This window comes from Sphaerisporangium sp. NPDC005289, assembly GCF_040607455.1.
Lineage (GTDB): Bacteria > Actinomycetota > Actinomycetes > Streptosporangiales > Streptosporangiaceae > Sphaerisporangium > Sphaerisporangium rhizosphaerae.
On sequence record NZ_JBEXGS010000013.1, the window covers coordinates 202216 to 218067 of the forward strand.

Below are 15852 nucleotides of genomic sequence, written 5' to 3' on the forward strand. Positions count from 1 at the left end.
GAGCCTTCACTGCTCGTGCAGGAACTCACGGATCGCGTATCCGACGTGCCGCTGGTCGGTCATGGTGTGCCCGAGAATGTGGTCGCCGGGGCGCAGCTCGGTGAAGTTGTGGACGCTGCCGCCGGCGCCGAGCGCCCGCACGTGCCAGTCGTCCTGGCCGACCATGTTCACCACGTCGCCACCGGCGGTGCGTGCCTCGATCTGCAGCATCGGCCGGGTCTCCATCTTGATCCGGCACACGATCACCCGGCGCACGCCGCCGTCGGTGTTGACGGCCAGGATCTCCGAGCCGCAGCGCAGCTCGGACAGGTAGCGGGTGCGGTTGCCGGGCGTCAGGGTGTAGGAGCTGAGAGCGGCGGCGTTCACCCGGAACGGGCGGGTCGGCATGTACGGCAGCGGGTGGGTCTCGCTGCTGACCAGCATCAGGCCGGTCGAGTACGAGCCGACCAGGATGCCCTCGTTGGGCTGCATGTGGGAGCAGGTGTCCACGCACACCCGGTCGCCGAGGCCCAGGTGCGTGAGCTTGACGATCTCCAGCGGCTCGAGCTGCAGCGTCTCGGCCTCGCCCTGGCACACGCGCACCAGGTCGGAGGCGTCGCCGACCCGCCGCGGGGCGAGCAGCACCGCGTCGGAGCCGCGCTCCAGGACGCCGATGGTGACCATCGCGTCCTCGACGTCCTCGACGACGGTGACGATCTGGCCCTTGGCCTTGTCGGCGGCGGCCAGCAGGATCTCCAGCGGGATCTTGCTCGGGTCCTGGCGGAACTCGACCAGGGTCAGCTCCGACTCGTTCGCTATCTTGCAGGCGAGCTGCAGCGTCTCCTCACCCAGCACCTTGACCAGGACGCCGTTGCGCAGGCCGGGCCGGACGCCCTCGAACTTCTCGGCGATGCCGTGGTCGGCGATCAGGATGTCGACCACGTCGACGAGCTGGTCGATCAGGGTGGTGGGGGTCTCGCCGGTGACGACGGCGGCCTTCTCCAGGGTCGGCGGGACCTTCGCGGCGAGCTCGGGGTCGTCCAGCACGACGGCGCCGATGCCGAGGTGAGTGCTCTCTTCGATGACGGCGGTGGCGAGTTCGGCGGTCAGGCCGCGCAGATCGATCCATGCGGATTTCATGTTCGCACCTTCGGTCGTGAGTTGAGTTTCGTCAGGCAACGGTCGTGCCGGCCAGGGCCAGGTCCAGGGCGGTCAGGGGGTTGCGGGAGCCGAGCCGGGCGTGGACGCGCTGGGCGACCGACCGGGCCAGCCGGCCGGGGTCGGCGGCGCGGAAGATGTTGCGCCCGACCGCGACTCCGAGCACGCCGGACTCCATCGTTGAGTCGATCTGGTCGAGGAACTTGCCGGTGTCCCCGATGACGCCGCCGCCGGCGGTCACCACCGGAATCGGGCTGGCCCGCACGACGTCGCGCATCGTGTCGGGCGAGCCGGTGAACGGGAGTTTCACGATGTCGGCGCCGAGGTCGGCGGCGATGTTCGCCGCGTGCGCCAGCAGCGCCGGATCGGCCGGGTCGGCGATGCGCGGGCCGCGCGGGTAGATCATCGCGAGTAGCGGGACGCCCCAGCGGGCGCACTGGTCGGAGACCCCGCCGAAGTCGGCCAGTTGCTCTGCCTCGTTGCTCGACCCGAGGTTGATGTGCACGCTGACCCCGTCCGCGCCGAGCGCCACGGCCTCGGCCACGGCGCCGACCAGGGTCTTGGCGTCGGCGTCCGGCGCGTGCCTGGTGCTGCCGCTGAGGTGCACGACCAGCGCCAGCCGGCCGAGCCGCCGGGTGGGAAGGAAACGGACCCGCCCCTTGTGGACGATGATCCCGTCCACGTCGTTCGCGGCCATCGCCGCCACCAGCCCGGCGAAATCGGCGGCGCTCGACACCGGGCCGTCCGCCAGCGAATGATCGAGCGGGACCAGGAACGTCGTCCCGGACGCCGAGTGCAGAATCCGCTGGGTACGCAGATTCTTCCCGGACCAGCCGTACGCTTCTGCCATCTGTCAACACCCCATTTCCAGATCGGGAACTATTCGGAATCGGCGGCCGCGCACCGTCGCTCCGCCAGGCGTTCGGCGAGTTCCCGCCAGGCCTGGCCGCTCGCCTCGGCGAGCGCGGCGACGAATTCCACGCAGTGGTCCGGCAGGTCGTCGACGAGACGTTCCCGCGTGTGCCCGTCCATGGCGGCCACCGCCAGAACGCTCAGCAGCAGCCGGCCGGACTCGGTGAACCGCAGCGACGGGTCGGAGCGGAGCGCGCGCAGCATCGCGCCCGTCCGGTCCAGCCCGGCGCCCTGCGGAGCCGCGCCCCTGACGCGCCGTGGATCGGGGTTGTGCCTGGGCGACGCGGCCCGCTGCTCGGGGAGCACCGCGGTGGCCTGCCCGGTCATCTGCATCCGGACGGCCCGCACGGTGCCGGGGGACACCCCGGCGGCGGCGCTCACCGTGCGCAGCGAGGAGGTGGGGTCGCGCAGCAGGATCTGCCTGGCGCGCTCGCGCCCGGAGGCCGCGCTGACCGGGCGCACCCGGCCGTCCCGGCCGATCCTGACCTCGGCCACCGGCGCTCCGCACTGCTCGCGCAACGCGCCGACGGTCTTGGGGGAGAGCCCCGCGACCGAGGCCACCGCCCGGTTGGACCAGCCCGGGTGCTCGCGCAGGATGCGCCGGGCGGCCGACTTGCGGTCGGCGAGCGAGAGCGGCAGCCCGTGCTGAACGTTCAGCCGCACCGCCAGCACGAAGGCGCCGGCGTCGTCGCCGTCGAAGAAGCGGGCCTGGATCTCCCGCTCTCCGCGCATCTGCGCGGCGCGCACCCGGTGCATCCCGTCGACGACCCGGTTGGTGCCGCGCTGGACGACGATCGGCGGCAGTTCCGCCTGTGAGTCCACCTCGGCGAGAGCCCGCGCGTGCTCGGCGTCCTCACCCGCGGATCGGGGTGAGTCGGAAAGGACGAGCTCGGTGATCGAGATCCAGCCGACCTCGGGGCCGACGCCCGTCTCTCGTTCGCTTGTGATCACATCCCCGCTCACCACGTTGGCGCTCCTCGTCATCGGCGAAGCCTGTCGTGCCCTTCGAGAGCACTCTTACCTAAAACCATACCTTACACAAGGTATTTTTCGGTGAAAGCTTTCTACCTGGGACAATGGACGAAACTGGCTCATGATCATACCTTTGGTACGGTATGTTTCAGCCTGTGCAAGCGAGGAGCCTCCCCGGTTGCACACGACGCCCGCTGCCACGCCGGCCGCGCGCACATCCAGAAGGTCCCGGTCGCCTGAGGGGGTAACCATGGGGAACGACTCGCGAGCCGACACCACCCGCGCCCGGCTCGAGGCCAATCGCACCCGGCGCGTCGAGATGCTGGCGGCCGATCCGGAGCTCGCGGGCCAGATGCCGCTGAAAGAGGTCTTCGACAGCACCGCCGAGCCCGGCCTGCGGCTGCCGGAGATCGTGAAGCGGACCTTGACGGCGTACGCCGACCGGCCCGCGCTCGCCGAGCGCGCCAAGGAGTTCGTCTCCGTGGCCGGACGCACCGAGCTGCGGCGGCCGCCCCGGTTCGACACCGTCTCCTACGGCGAGCTGTGGTCCCGGCTGAGCGCCGTCGCCGCCGACTGGTACCACCACGCCGAGCACCCGCTGCGCGCCGGCGACTTCGTCGCGATCCTGGGCTTCGCCGGCACCGACTACACCACCGTGGACCTGGCCTGTGGCCAGGTCGGCGCGGTCGCCGTGCCGCTGCACAACACCGCCACGGTCGCCCACATCCGCCACCTGGTCGAAGAGACCGCTCCGCGCGTCTTCGCCACCAGCGCCGAGCGGCTGGGCACGGTGCTCGAAGCGCTTTCCGGGGACACCTCCGTCGTCCGGCTCATCGTGTTCGACCACTGCCCTGAGCTCGCCGAGCACAGGGAGAGCGTGGCGCAGGCGCGCCGGTTGCTGGCCGAGACCGGCTCGCCGATCTCGCTGGAGCCGTTGTCGGAGGTCATCGAGCGCGGGAGCGCCTCGCCACCCGCGCCGCAACCGCCGCCGGTCGACGACACCAGGGAGGTGCTGTCCGCACTGATCTACACCTCTGGCAGCACGGGCACTCCGAAGGGCGTCATCTTCCCCGAGTCCACCGTGTCCCTGATGTGGCGGCCGCCCGAGCAGCCCCACCCGATGATCAGCGCGAACTTCCTGCCGCAGAGCCACCTCGTCGCCAGGCGGCTGGTGGTCAAGACGCTGGCGCTGGGCGGCACCGCGTACTTCGTGGCCGACAGCAATCTGTCCACGCTGCTGGAGGACCTCGCGCTGATCCGGCCGACGGAGTTCGCCATGGTGCCGCGCGTCTGCGAACTGCTCTACCAGAGTTACCTGAGCCGGCTCGACCAGCCGGGCGCCGGGAACGCCGAGGAGCTGCGGCGCCATTTCCGTGACGTGGTCCTCGGCGGCCGCGTCATCCACACGCCCTGCGGTTCGGCCCCGCTCGCGCCCGAGTTGGCCGCTTTCGTGGAGTCCTGCCTGGATGTTCCGTTCTTCGACAGCTACGGCACCACCGAGACCGGACTCGTCATGCTGGACCACCGCGTGCAGCGGGCGTTCGTGCTCGACTACAAGCTCGTCGACGTGCCGGAACTCGGGTACTTCACCACCGACACGCCGCATCCGCGGGGTGAGCTGCTGGTGAGGACCAAGCTGATCACCCCCGGCTACTACCGGCGTCCAGAGGTCACCGCCGAGGTCTTCGACGACGACGGCTACTACCGCACCGGCGACATCATGGCCGAGGTCGAGCCCGACCGGCTGTACTACGTCGACCGGCGCAAGAACGTGCTCAAGCTCTCCCAGGGTGAGTTCGTGGCGCTGTCGAAGCTGGAGGCCGTCTATGTGGCCAGTCCGCTGCTGCGGCAGGTCTTCCTGTACGGCAACAGCTCCCGCCCGTACCTGCTCGCCGTGGTGGTGCCCACTCCCGAGGCGCTGGAGCAGGCCTCCGACGAGGCGGCGCTGAAGGCGGCGATCCACGAGTCGCTGCAGCACATCGCCAAGCGCGCCGACCTCAAGCCGTACGAGATCCCGCGCGATCTGCTCATCGAGACGGTGCCGTTCAGCCAGGAGAACGGACTGCTGTCCGACTCCACCAAGCAACTGCGTCCGCGGTTGAAGGAGCACTACGGCGAACGGCTGGAGCGGCGTTACGCCGAGCTGGCCGAGGAGCAGATCGACGGCCTGCGCGGTCTGCGGCACGACGAGAGCCGCCCGGTCGTGGAGACCGTCCGCCGCGCCGTGCGGGCGCTGCTCGGAGCCTCCGCCGGCGAGGCCGGCCCGGCGACGCGCTTCACCGACATGGGCGGAGACTCGCTGACGGCGCTGTCGCTGTCCAACCTGCTCAAGGAGATCTTCGGCGCCGAGGTCCCGGTCGGGACGCTGCTCGGCCCGGCCAACGGCCTTGACCACATCGCCGGCCAGATCGAGCGGCTGCGTGAGCCGTCCGCGCGGCGCGCCACCTTCGCCGGCGTGCACGGCGATGAGGCCACCGCGGTGCGTGCCGACGAACTCGCGCTCGGCGCGTTCATCGACGAGGAGACGCTGACCGCGGCCCCGGCACTGCCCCTGCCGGCCGGCGCCCCCGCCACGGTGCTGCTCACCGGGGCCAACGGCCATCTCGGCCGTCTGCTGTGCCTGGAGTGGCTGCGGCGGCTGGCACCGAGCGGCGGCACCCTGATCTGCCTGGTGCGCGGCGCCGACGACGCGGCCGCTCGCGAGCGGCTGGAGGAGTCGCTGGACAGCGGGGACGTCGAGCTCAAGCGGCGGTTCGCCGAGTTGACCGGCCACGGCGCGTTGCAGGTGCTGGCCGGGGACATCGGCGCGCCCAACCTGGGCCTGTCCGAGCGGACCTGGCGGCGGCTGGCCGGAACGGTGGACCTCATCGTGCACGCGGCCGCGCTGGTGAACCACGTCCTGCCGTACCGGCAGCTGTTCGGCCCCAACGTCGCCGGCACGGCCGAGGTCATTCGGCTGGCCCTCAACACCCGGCGCAAGCCGGTGAGCTTCCTGTCGTCGGTGGCCGTCGCGTCGCACGCGACCGGCGTCCTGCGCGAGGACCGGGACATCCGCGAGGCGGCTCCCGTGCGCCCGATCGACGGTGGCCACGCCGGTGGCTACGCCACCAGCAAGTGGGCGGGCGAGGTGCTGCTCCGGGAGGCGCACGAGCTGTGCGGGCTGCCGGTGACCGTGTTCCGCTCGGGCATGATCCTGGCGGATCGCCGCTACACCGGGCAGCTCAACGTCCCCGACACCTTCACCCGCCTGGTGCTGAGCCTGATCGCCACCGGAATCGCGCCCGGGTCGTTCTATCGCGGCGAGGCGGGGCGGGCCCACTACGACGGCCTGCCCGGGGACTTCGTCGCCGCCTCGGTCGCGGCCCTCGGCGCCGGCCCGGCCGGACACCGCACGTTCAACGTGGTCAACCCGCACGACGACGGCATCTCGCTGGACACCGTCGTCGACTGGCTGGCCGGCTCCGGAGTCGTCCTCCGCCGCGTCGATGACTACCAGGAATGGTGCGAACGGTTCGAGGCCGCGCTGCGAGACCTACCGGACAACCAGCGGAGGCATTCACTCCTCCCTCTGATGCGCGCCTGGCGGGAGCCCGTGACGCCCCGGGCCGGCTCGGCGTTCCCCGCCGGACGGTTCCAGGAGGCCGTGGGGGACATTCCACATCTGTCCCGGACGCTGATCGAGAAGTACGTGTCGGACTTACGGCACCTGGGCCTGCTCTAGGCGGGCAGCACGGGCCAGCCGTGCTTCTCCGCCCACGAGGCCAGCACCGGGTCGCCGCCGACGACCCGCGGGCTGCCGACCGCCGTCAACAGGTCCAGGTCGCTGGCATGGTCGCCGTACGCGAAGCAGTCGGCGGGGCTCGCTCCAAGACGCAGGAGCAGCTCCGTGGCGGCATCGGACTTGGCCGGGCCGATCATCGACCTGGCCACCTCGCCGGTCAGCCGCCCGTCGCCGCCGACGACGAGCTCCGTGCACAGCACATCGTCGCCGCCCACGTCCGCCAGCAGAGGATCGAGCACCGCCCGGCACGAGCCGGAGACCAGCACCACCCGGTCTCCGGCCGCCCGGTGTCCGGCGAGCGCCGCCGCGGTGGAGCCCACGAAGGCGTCCGGCTCGCGACGGTGCCGCGCGTACCAGCGACGGCCCGCCCCCGTCAACGCCGCACTCGATACGCCGGCGAAAAGCCGGTAGTATGCGCGATTCGCGGCGGCCCTGCCCTCCCGCTCGGCCACCGCTCCCAGCTCGGCCACGACGGCACGGAACCTCGCGTCGTCACGGCCCAGCCAGTACCGCAGGAACTCGACCATGCTCTTGGCGGTCAGCAGCGTCTCGTCCACATCGAAGAAGGCCACCCGAAGAGGAATCCGCACCCGGTTCATTTTTGGCTCCCCAAAACATACCTTCGCAAAGGTTTTTTTCTCCTCATCTGCCCCAAGAGAGGACGCAGTGACTCAGAAGCGCGCAGTCCGGACCCGGGCGCTTGTGCTCGCCGCGGCGGCGGAGGAGTTCGCCGCACACGGCTACAACGGCACAACGCTGCTCAACGTGGTCGAACGCACCAGTATGACCAAAGGTGCACTGTACGGTCATTTCTCCTCCAAGGAAGAGCTGGCGGCCGCCCTCATCGAGGAGGCCGGGGACGAGCTGATCGCGCGTGCGGAACGGCGCCTGGAGGGCACGGCGGCGCTGCTGTCACTGCGGGAGACGATGCTCGATCTCACCCGGCACCTGCGCCGGGACCCGCTGGCCAGGTCCGCCCTGCGGCTCGCGGTGGAGGCTCCGCAGCTGGACCGGCGCGCCCTCGGGCTGGTCGAACGGATCTCCTTGTCGCTGACCCGCGCCGTGGCCCGGGCGCACGCGGAGAACCGGGTGACGAGCAGGTTCCCCCCCGAAGCCGTCGCCCGGCTGCTGATGACGGTGTTCTTCGAGATCCCTCATCCCGCTCCGCGCAACGACGCCGATGCCGCCCGCCGGTTCGACGACCTGTGGGAGGCGGCGTCCGGGCCGCGGGGCGGCCCGGACATGGCCTAGTCAGCCGAGGACGGCCTTCGCGTACGCGTCGGCCGCCGGGGCCAGGCGCAGCGCGCCGTGACCGGCGCCGGTGTGGACGTCCCGCCACCGGCGCTGCACCGGATCATCCTCGGACAGCCCGTGGCCGCCCCGCGCGGCGAACAGCCGGTCGACGGCGCTGACGCAGAGCTCCGCGGCGACCGCCGCGTCGCACCGGTTCTGCGCGACGGTCCGCGCGTCGACCATGCCCCGGTCGGCGCGGCCGGCGGCCTCATGGAGCAACAGGCGGGCGGCGGACGCCTCCGGTGAGGACCGCGCGAGCGCCTGCTGGGCGTCCGGATCCGACGGCAGGCGCGCGCCCGCGGTGGAGACGCAGTCCGCCACCGCACCCAGGGCGGCTCCGACCAGCGGGCCGGCGAACATCACCGACGCGACCAGCGTGTAGGGAACGTTGTGGCAGGGCGCCTGCCCGGCGCGCCCGGTACCGAGCAGTTCCGGCAACGCGACCGAGCGGTGCCCGGGGACGAACGTGCCGGTCAGGACCACCGTGTTGGTCCCCGTCCCCCGCAGGCCGTCGGCCCGCCAGGTGTCCTTGACCAGGCAGTCCCCGGCCGGGACCGCGAAGATCCGCACCGTCTCCCCGCCGCCGTCCTGCACCGTGCTGGCGAGCAGCACCCAGTCGGCGAAGTCCACCCCGCTGGCCCGGCCCCACTCGCCCCGCAGCAGCCAGCCGCCCGGCACGGGCGTGGCCTGACCCGACGGCGGCATGACGGAGGCGGCGATCAGGGTGTCCGGGCCCCGGCCCCATATCTCCTCCCGGGCCTGCTCGGGCAGATAGGCGGCGATTCGTCCGTGGGCGGCGAACAGAGTCGCGCACCACGCGGTCGCCGGGCAGCTCTCGCCCACCGTGATCGCCGCCTCCACCAGCGGCGCGAAGCCTCCGGCCGTCCCGCCCCACCGGCTGGGGACGAAGTGCCGGGGGAATCCCGCTTCCACCAGCGCGGCCACCGACTCGCGGCGAAGCCGGCGGGAACCGTCGACCTCGGCCGCGTGCCGGGCCGCGCGGTCCACGAGTTCGGTCACGTCCAGACGGTGGTCCGAAGAGGTCGGGGTCAGCGTCATCGGCGGTCCTGTCCACTGGTGGTGTCAGGGCCCAGCCGGAGCTCCATCGTGCCGGCGGCGACCTCCTCGCCGTCCTGCTCGGCCAGGACGCGGACCGCCATCCGGTCCGCACCGGGACGGCCGGGCTGCGGCGTGGCGGCGATCCGGACCGGGGCGTCGAGTTCGCAGAACCGTGCGAACTCGACACGCAGGCCGGTGAGCGAGGCCCGGCGACCGGTGAGCGGCCTGGTCGCGGCGAGCGCGGCCTGCCGGAACGCCTCCAGCACCACCATGCCCTGCACGTGGTCCACGGCGTGGTCGACCATCTCGGTGTTGCTCTGGTCGAGCTGCAGCAGCCGGCCGCCGGGGTCGCCGTCGTCGGCCAGCAGCACGTCCTCCTTGCGGCGGCGGCCGACCTCGCCGGGGGAGAGCGGGTACCCGATGAAGGGGTGGGATGTGGTCGGCGCCGGCGCCGGCGCCGGCTTGCGGCCGCGGATCGCCTGGTACATGCGCGGATCCACCGCCTGGGAGAGAAGGCTGCCGCGCCCGCAGACCTCTCCGGCCACGCTGAGCTCGACGTCCAGCCGCATGCACAGCCGGCGGCGGGTCGACTTGGCGGTGGGGGTGCAGGTGACCCGCAGGCCGAGCGGGAGCCGCGAGGTGCCGGTGGGCAGCGTCGCTTCGCCGATGTCGAGGGTGACCCCGCCGAGGATGAACTTGTGCGTCTCGGGCACCTCGTAGAAGCGGTGCTGGACGTAGTAGGCGGCCTGCCGGAACGCCTCGGTCGGCAGCATCGGATCGATCCGGCCGCAGTCGTCCTGCTCGTAGAGGCAGTGGTCGCGCGGTAGCGTGGCCGTGATGAGGAAAGTGTCCGGCGCGTGCCGGACGCCGTCGGTGAGCAGCACGTGCTCGGCCGCGGCCTTGTGGACCAGTTCGCGTGAGACGAAGCGCTGGCCGGGTAAGTGCGCGTCGGGTAACTGCGGGCCGGGTAAGTGCGGGCCGGGTAAGTGCGGGCCGGGTAAGTGCGGGCCGGGTAAGTGCGGGCCGCGGTCGGGTTCAGGCATGTCGTCCCGGCCCCGGGTGTTCGGGGACGACGACTGCTGGGAGGTCGGCGGCCGGACCTGTTCCGCCGTCAGTTGAGCATTCATTTCCTACCCCCTTTGATCAGGGTCTTGCGTAGTCGCGGGTGGAGAGTGGTCGAAGGCCAACAAGTAAAATATACATCCGTGAAGGTATATTTTGTAATGCCTGGGCGAGTATGCCCATGAACTGGCGATGTACACTAGGGGTAGAGGCAGAACATACCGGGAAGGCGGTATGCTGGACGGGAGTCGCACAGAACGGATCACGCCCGTGAGTAGGAATGGCACTACCAGAGCCACCGTCGCCCACCAGGCGCCGCCCCGCAATGCGCCTCAGCAGGCGCGGGCCGCTCAGACCAGGGCCCAGATCCTCGCCGCGGCGGCCGAGTTGTTCGCCGACCGTGGATACCCGCACACCTCCATCGACCACATCGCCAGACAGGTCGGCATGACCAAGGGCGCGGTGTACTTCCACTTCCGCGACAAGCAGGACATCGCCGCCGAGATCGTGCGCGAGCTGTACAACCGTTGGCGCATACGCATCGACGAGGCGCATGCCATGGGACTGCCCCCGATGGAGACCGTTCAGGCGTTACTGGCCAATGCCGCCGACAAGTTCTTCGAGGACGACATCGTCAAGGCCGGAGCCAGGATCCAGGCCGAGCGCTCGCTGTCCGACACGACCCTGCCCGAGCCCTACGTCGAGTGGATCTCCACGCTCTCGACGCTGCTGGCGAAGGCGAGCGGCGCCGGCCAGCTCCGCGAGGGCATGGACCCCGAATCCGCCGCCTACATCCTGGTGTCGGCGTTCTTCGGTCTGCAGCACCTGTGCGACGTCCTCAACCGGCGCGCCGACCTGCCCCGCCGCTGGGCGGAGATGAGCCGCCTGCTCTACCCCTCCATCGCCGCCTCCCCGCAGTAGGACATCCGCCGGGAGCCACTCAAGGAGACCTCCGCAATGTCTGCTTCGATCCTCCCGGCAGTTCCTCTCGGCACCGGCGGCCCGCTGGTCGGGGCCCAGGGGCTCGGCTGCATGGGCTTCAGCGAGTTCTACGGACCGACGGCGCCCGACGAGGCGCGGAGAACCCTGCAGATCGCCCTTGACCTGGGCGTCACCATGTTCGACACCGCCGACCTCTACGGCGACGGCGACAACGAGGGTCTCCTCGGCCCGTTCGTCCGCGCCCACCGCGACCGGGTCTTCCTCGCCACCAAGTTCGGCATCGTCCGGCGAGCGGGCGAGAAGTCCTGGAGCCGGGTCCGCGGCGACCGCGCGTACGTACGCCAGAGCGCCGAGGCGAGCCTGAAGCGCCTCGGCATCGACCAGATCGACCTCTACTACGCACATCGCCGCGACACGTCCGTCCCCATCGAGGACACGGTCGGCGCCATGGCCGAGCTGGTGCAGGAGGGCAAGGTGCGGTACCTCGGCCTGTCCGAGATGACCGGGCCCGAACTGCGCGCGGCACACGGCGTGCACCCGATCGCCGCGCTGCAGTCCGAATGGTCGCTGTTCACCCGCGACATCGAAACCTCTGTGGTTCCGGCGGCGGCGGAGCTCGGCGTGGCTCTGGTCGCCTACTCACCCCTCGGCCGGGGCTTTCTCACCGGGTCGTTCACCGGGACTCAAGGGCTGAGGGGCGGGGCTCAAGGGCTGAGCGCCGGCGCGCAAGGGCTTAGTGCCGGGGCTCAGCGGCTGAGCGCGGGCGACGTGCGGCTGACGATGCCACGGTTCACCGGCGAGCACGCCGACGCGAACGCCGCGCTCCTCGAACCCGTTCGCGACATCGCCGCGCGCCGCGACGTCACCCCCGCACAGGTCGCCCTCGCCTGGGTGCACCAGCGCTCCCGCGTCCACGGTCTGACCGTCATCCCCATCCCCGGCACGCGCTCTCCCGGCCGCCTCCGCCAGAACGTCGAAGCCGCCACCCTGACCCTGTCCGACGGCGAGCTCACCGTACTCGAACCCCTGGCGGCCAAGGTCGCCGGCGCCCGGTACGCGGACATGACCTCCACGGCGACCGCCCGCGAATGACACCGGGCGCACACCTGCCGCATGTCCCCGTCGAACGTGATCACTCGCGTTGCTGAAAGTTACATCAGCGGACGTGGTTCACCACCGCTGACGTCAGCGATTTTCTCCCTCGTCCCGCCCGGAACGCGGGCCGGTCCGACAGGGATCCGGTGCGGCGCGGGCACCGCGTGGAGGCTCGCGCCGGGCCGCCGGCGACCGGCGCCGCGATGAAGACACCGGCCATGACCTGGCAGATCAGGATCCCGAGCCGTCAGGTCGCGCCGTAGGCGTGTCGGGCGGGGTGCCACCGCGACTCACGGGGAATCCACCGTGGCGCGGAAGAGCACCCGGCGTCGTGGCATTCGGGTGGACGAAGGTGCGCTTTGTCCACTCCCTCACCTGTTGCCAGACACCCGGGTTAATGCGACATTACCCCCAGACGTCACTCGGCATACGTTATACGTTACGGGGTCACACGATGGTAATCCACGTCCGTCGCGGATTCTTGGGGCGTGTCATGAGGAGACCTTTCGCCCCTGGGCGGCGGTGACCCTCGTCAGCGGGGCGTCGGGGTGGACGACCAGGGCTCCTGCGGCACCGGCGAGCCCGTCTTCCGCGTACGTGAGGGCCTATGAGCCGCCTGAGGCGAACGCCCGGTGCGCACGACCGGAGAGAACCGCACATCCAGATGAATTCTGCTACGGCGGGGTGCTCGCGCGGCGAACACATCTGCTCGGAACCAGCGAAAGGAACAGAGCGTGAAGTCAGCCCTGTCCACCACGGGGAAGGCGTTAGCAGCGCTCGCGGTGTTCGTCGCCGCCGTGTTGCTGCCGACCTTCGCAGGTAGTACCGCGGCCTCCGCGGCGACCCAGGCGACCTACTACGTCGCCACGGACGGCAACGACGGCGACCCTGGAACGATCACGCAACCGTTCAGGACCCTGCAGCACGCGAGGGACGTCGTCCGCACGGTGAACGCCAACATGACGGGCGACATCTACGTATACGTCCGCGGGGGCACCTACTCGGTCAGCAGCACGATCGACTTCACGCCGGCCGACTCCGGCACCAACGGCTACCGGGTCATCTACGCCGCGTACCAGAACGAGACGCCGGTCCTCACCGGAGGCGTCCAGGTGACCGGATGGAGCCAGCACAGCGGCAACATCTGGAAAGCCCCGCTGAACCGCGGTAACAAACTGCGCGCGCTCTATGTCAACGACAAGCGGGCGTACATGGCCTCCAAGACGATCAACTCGGCCGGGTGCTACGGAACCTACAACATCACGGCGGGCCAGGCGTCCTGGGCGTGGGAATCGGGTTCGCAGTGCGCCGGATCGAAGTACAGCCAGAGCGACTTTCCCGCTATCGCCGCCAACCAGGACGACATCGAAATAGAGACCGCGACGACCTGGACCACGGCCATCGTGGGAGTCCGGCAGGTCACCACCGACGGCTCGAACCGTGTAGCCCTGTTCCAGCAGCCGGGAGCGGCCATCGCCCAGGGCGCCTTCAACGGCAACGCCCAGGTCGGCGGCACCCACAAGGTCATGAACGCCTACGAGTTCCTGGACACGCCGGGCGAGTTCTACTTCGACAAGACCAGCCGGACCTTGTACTACTACAAGGCGAGCTCGGAGGACATGACGACCGCGTCGGTCTGGGCACCGAACAACGTGTCCACCCTTCTCCGGGTCGCCGGCACCTCCACGAGCAGCCGCGCCCGTAACATCACCATCTCCGGCCTCACGGTGCAGCACTCCGACTGGAACCTGTTCAACGTGGCCGGCTCGGTGTTCAAGCAGGCCCAGCAGGGCAACCTCGGCGCGCAGGTGTACGCCAAGCAGAACTTCCACGCCTACTACTACCGCAACGTCGACGTGGCGCCCGGCGCCATCCAGGTCGAGAACACCGACGGGCTCATCCTGCAGAACAACCGGGTGCAGCACACCGGCGTCGACGGGATCAACATGGTCAACGACGTAGTGAACACGCAGTTGATCGGCAACTACACCAACGACATCGCCGGATCGGCCATCACCGTGGGCCATCCCCAGAATGTCTACATCGGCGACTACACCTCGACCAACCACGAGAAGTACTCCGCCCAGGTCGAAGGCGCGCCCAAGAACATCGCGATCAAGAACAACTACATCTACGACAGCGCCGTGTTGTTCAACGGGCACAGCCCCATCTCGGCGTACTTCGCCGACGGCCTGACCATCCAGCACAACCGCATCGAGAAGACCTCGTGGTCCGGCATAACGCTCGGCTGGGGCTGGTGGAACTTCGACGGATCGTCAGGCTCCATCGCGCCGAACCGGCCGACCACCACGGCGAAGAACAACAACATCAGCTACAACCACATCATCGACACGGTGCAGCGCCTCGGCGACACGGCCCCCATCTACACGCTGGGCGGCCAGCCGGGAACCACGATCACCAACAACTACCTGCAGGGCGTCCCGTCCGGTCACAAGTACGGACTCCACCCGGACGAGGGCTCGGCGTACATCACCTTCCGCGACAACGTCCTCAGCGTGGACAAGAACGTCACCTGGCTCATCAACTCCGACGACTTCGGCCGTAAGCACGACCTCAGCATCACGCAGACCTACGGCCCGGTGAACAAGGTCTCCAACAAGAACCTGCCGAACAGCACCGTCCAGGACATCCTCGTGTCCTCCGACTACGTCTGGCCGTCGCAGGCCTACGGCATCGCCGTGAACTCCGGGCCGGAGGAAGCGTACAAGAACGTCATCCCGCAGAGCAGCGTCTCCCAGTCGGACTACGTCCTGCCCGCCAGCACGTTCGTCGCCGCCGGGGTGACCTCGATCCCGATCCGCAGCGCCGGAGACGCGAGCAAGACGGTCTGGCTGGCCCCGTCGGGCACGACGACCTTCACCGCGGGCGCCACGATGACCAGCGCGGGCGGGACCGCGACCTCCATCGCCGTCCCGACCACGAACGGTGAGTACCGGCTCTACGTCGTGGACGCCCAGGGGAACCGATCGGCCGAGTCCAAGTCGCTCGTCAGGCAAGGAAACGGCGGCGGGACCGGCCAGCAGAGCGGCTCGATCGTGGGTACCCAGTCGGGCCGATGCGTGGACGTCACCGGCGCCTCGGCGACCAACGGCGCCCAGGCCCAGCTGTACGACTGCAACGGCGCCACCAACCAGAAGTGGACCTACACCTCGGGCAAGCAGTTGCAGGTGTTCGGCAGCAAGTGCCTGGACGCCAACAACCAGGGCACCACGAACGGCACCCAGGTGATCATCTGGGACTGCAACAACCAGACCAACCAGCAGTGGAACGTCAACTCCAACGGCACCATCACCGGCGTCCAGTCCGGCCTGTGCCTGGACGCCAACGGCGGCGCCACCGCCAACGGCACGAAGCTCATCCTGTGGGCCTGCAACAGCGGCACCAACCAGAAGTGGACCCTGCGCAGCTGACCTGAAGTCCCCCTTCGGAGGGCCCCTCCTGAAGGCCCCGGCAACGCCCGGGGCCTTCAGCGTTCCCGGGGTCACCCGACAGCGGCCGTCCGAGAGGCGAGGGGCAGGCGCCATGTGCCCTCCGGGAGTGGCCGACCTTCTCGCCGACCGCGACGAACAGGCTGCGAT

11 protein-coding genes are annotated in these 15852 nt (G+C 70.0%); 5 read left to right on the top strand and 6 right to left on the bottom strand.

The window, feature by feature from the left end:
• Positions 1–6 precede the first annotated feature (6 nt).
• The 3 genes from ABZT47_RS23535 to ABZT47_RS23545 are packed head-to-tail and all read right to left on the bottom strand — an operon-like array spanning position 7 to position 3033.
• Positions 7–1119, bottom strand: coding sequence for a 3-dehydroquinate synthase II family protein (locus ABZT47_RS23535; protein WP_354845779.1), 1113 nt, complete (start codon positions 1117–1119; stop codon positions 7–9).
• 31 nt (positions 1120–1150) lie between these two features.
• Positions 1151–1987, bottom strand: coding sequence for a 2-amino-3,7-dideoxy-D-threo-hept-6-ulosonate synthase (locus ABZT47_RS23540; RefSeq protein WP_354845782.1), 837 nt, complete (start codon positions 1985–1987; stop codon positions 1151–1153).
• Positions 1988–2016: 29 nt separating this feature from the next.
• On the bottom strand, positions 2017–3033 hold the full coding sequence (locus ABZT47_RS23545; RefSeq protein ID WP_354845785.1) for a ParB N-terminal domain-containing protein: 1017 nt from the start codon (positions 3031–3033) through the stop codon (positions 2017–2019).
• 238 nt (positions 3034–3271) lie between these two features.
• Here ABZT47_RS23545 and car point away from each other — a divergent pair, with 238 nt between their 5' ends.
• Entirely contained in the window at positions 3272–6742 is a 3471-nt protein-coding gene (gene car, locus ABZT47_RS23550; RefSeq protein WP_354845788.1) for a carboxylic acid reductase, read from the top strand.
• Here the strand turns inward: car and ABZT47_RS23555 are convergent.
• The gene (locus tag ABZT47_RS23555; protein ID WP_354845791.1) at positions 6739–7392 is read right to left on the bottom strand and encodes an HAD-IB family hydrolase; all 654 of its coding nucleotides are present in this window, start codon (positions 7390–7392) and stop codon (positions 6739–6741) included. The two genes, car and ABZT47_RS23555, sit on opposite strands and share 4 nt — an antisense overlap.
• 76 nt (positions 7393–7468) lie before the next feature.
• On the opposite strand from ABZT47_RS23555, the gene ABZT47_RS23560 reads away from it, so the two are divergent.
• Positions 7469–8053, top strand: coding sequence for a TetR/AcrR family transcriptional regulator (locus tag ABZT47_RS23560; protein WP_354845794.1), 585 nt, complete (start codon positions 7469–7471; stop codon positions 8051–8053).
• On the opposite strand, the gene ABZT47_RS23565 is transcribed toward ABZT47_RS23560, so the two are convergent.
• On the bottom strand, positions 8054–9154 hold the full coding sequence (locus ABZT47_RS23565) for an acyl-CoA dehydrogenase family protein (RefSeq protein ID WP_354845797.1): 1101 nt from the start codon (positions 9152–9154) through the stop codon (positions 8054–8056).
• Entirely contained in the window at positions 9151–10281 is a 1131-nt protein-coding gene (locus ABZT47_RS23570; RefSeq protein ID WP_354845800.1) for a ScbA/BarX family gamma-butyrolactone biosynthesis protein, read from the bottom strand. Before ABZT47_RS23570 ends, ABZT47_RS23565 begins: the two co-directional genes overlap by 4 nt.
• 205 nt (positions 10282–10486) lie before the next feature.
• Here ABZT47_RS23570 and ABZT47_RS23575 point away from each other — a divergent pair, with 205 nt between their 5' ends.
• The 3 genes from ABZT47_RS23575 (at position 10487) to ABZT47_RS23585 (ending at position 15684) form a co-directional block, all read left to right on the top strand.
• Entirely contained in the window at positions 10487–11137 is a 651-nt protein-coding gene (locus tag ABZT47_RS23575; protein ID WP_354845803.1) for a ScbR family autoregulator-binding transcription factor, read from the top strand.
• 36 nt (positions 11138–11173) lie between these two features.
• Positions 11174–12250 carry an aldo/keto reductase gene (locus ABZT47_RS23580; RefSeq protein ID WP_354845806.1) on the top strand — a complete coding sequence of 359 codons (1077 nt, stop codon included), beginning with the start codon at positions 11174–11176 and terminating at the stop codon, positions 12248–12250.
• A gap of 737 nt (positions 12251–12987) precedes the next feature.
• Positions 12988–15684, top strand: coding sequence for an RICIN domain-containing protein (locus ABZT47_RS23585; protein ID WP_354845809.1), 2697 nt, complete (start codon positions 12988–12990; stop codon positions 15682–15684).
• Positions 15685–15852: the final 168 nt, after the last annotated feature.

Coding starts and splice junctions, on each gene's coding strand:
- ABZT47_RS23535 (WP_354845779.1), bottom strand. CDS start 1,119: ATGAAATCCGCATGGATCGATCTGCGCGGCCTGACCGCCGAACTCGCC.
- ABZT47_RS23540 (WP_354845782.1), bottom strand. CDS start 1,987: ATGGCAGAAGCGTACGGCTGGTCCGGGAAGAATCTGCGTACCCAGCGG.
- ABZT47_RS23545 (WP_354845785.1), bottom strand. CDS start 3,033: ATGACGAGGAGCGCCAACGTGGTGAGCGGGGATGTGATCACAAGCGAA.
- car (WP_354845788.1), top strand. CDS start 3,272: ATGGGGAACGACTCGCGAGCCGACACCACCCGCGCCCGGCTCGAGGCC.
- ABZT47_RS23565 (WP_354845797.1), bottom strand. CDS start 9,154: ATGACGCTGACCCCGACCTCTTCGGACCACCGTCTGGACGTGACCGAA.
- ABZT47_RS23570 (WP_354845800.1), bottom strand. CDS start 10,281: ATGAATGCTCAACTGACGGCGGAACAGGTCCGGCCGCCGACCTCCCAG.
- ABZT47_RS23580 (WP_354845806.1), top strand. CDS start 11,174: ATGTCTGCTTCGATCCTCCCGGCAGTTCCTCTCGGCACCGGCGGCCCG.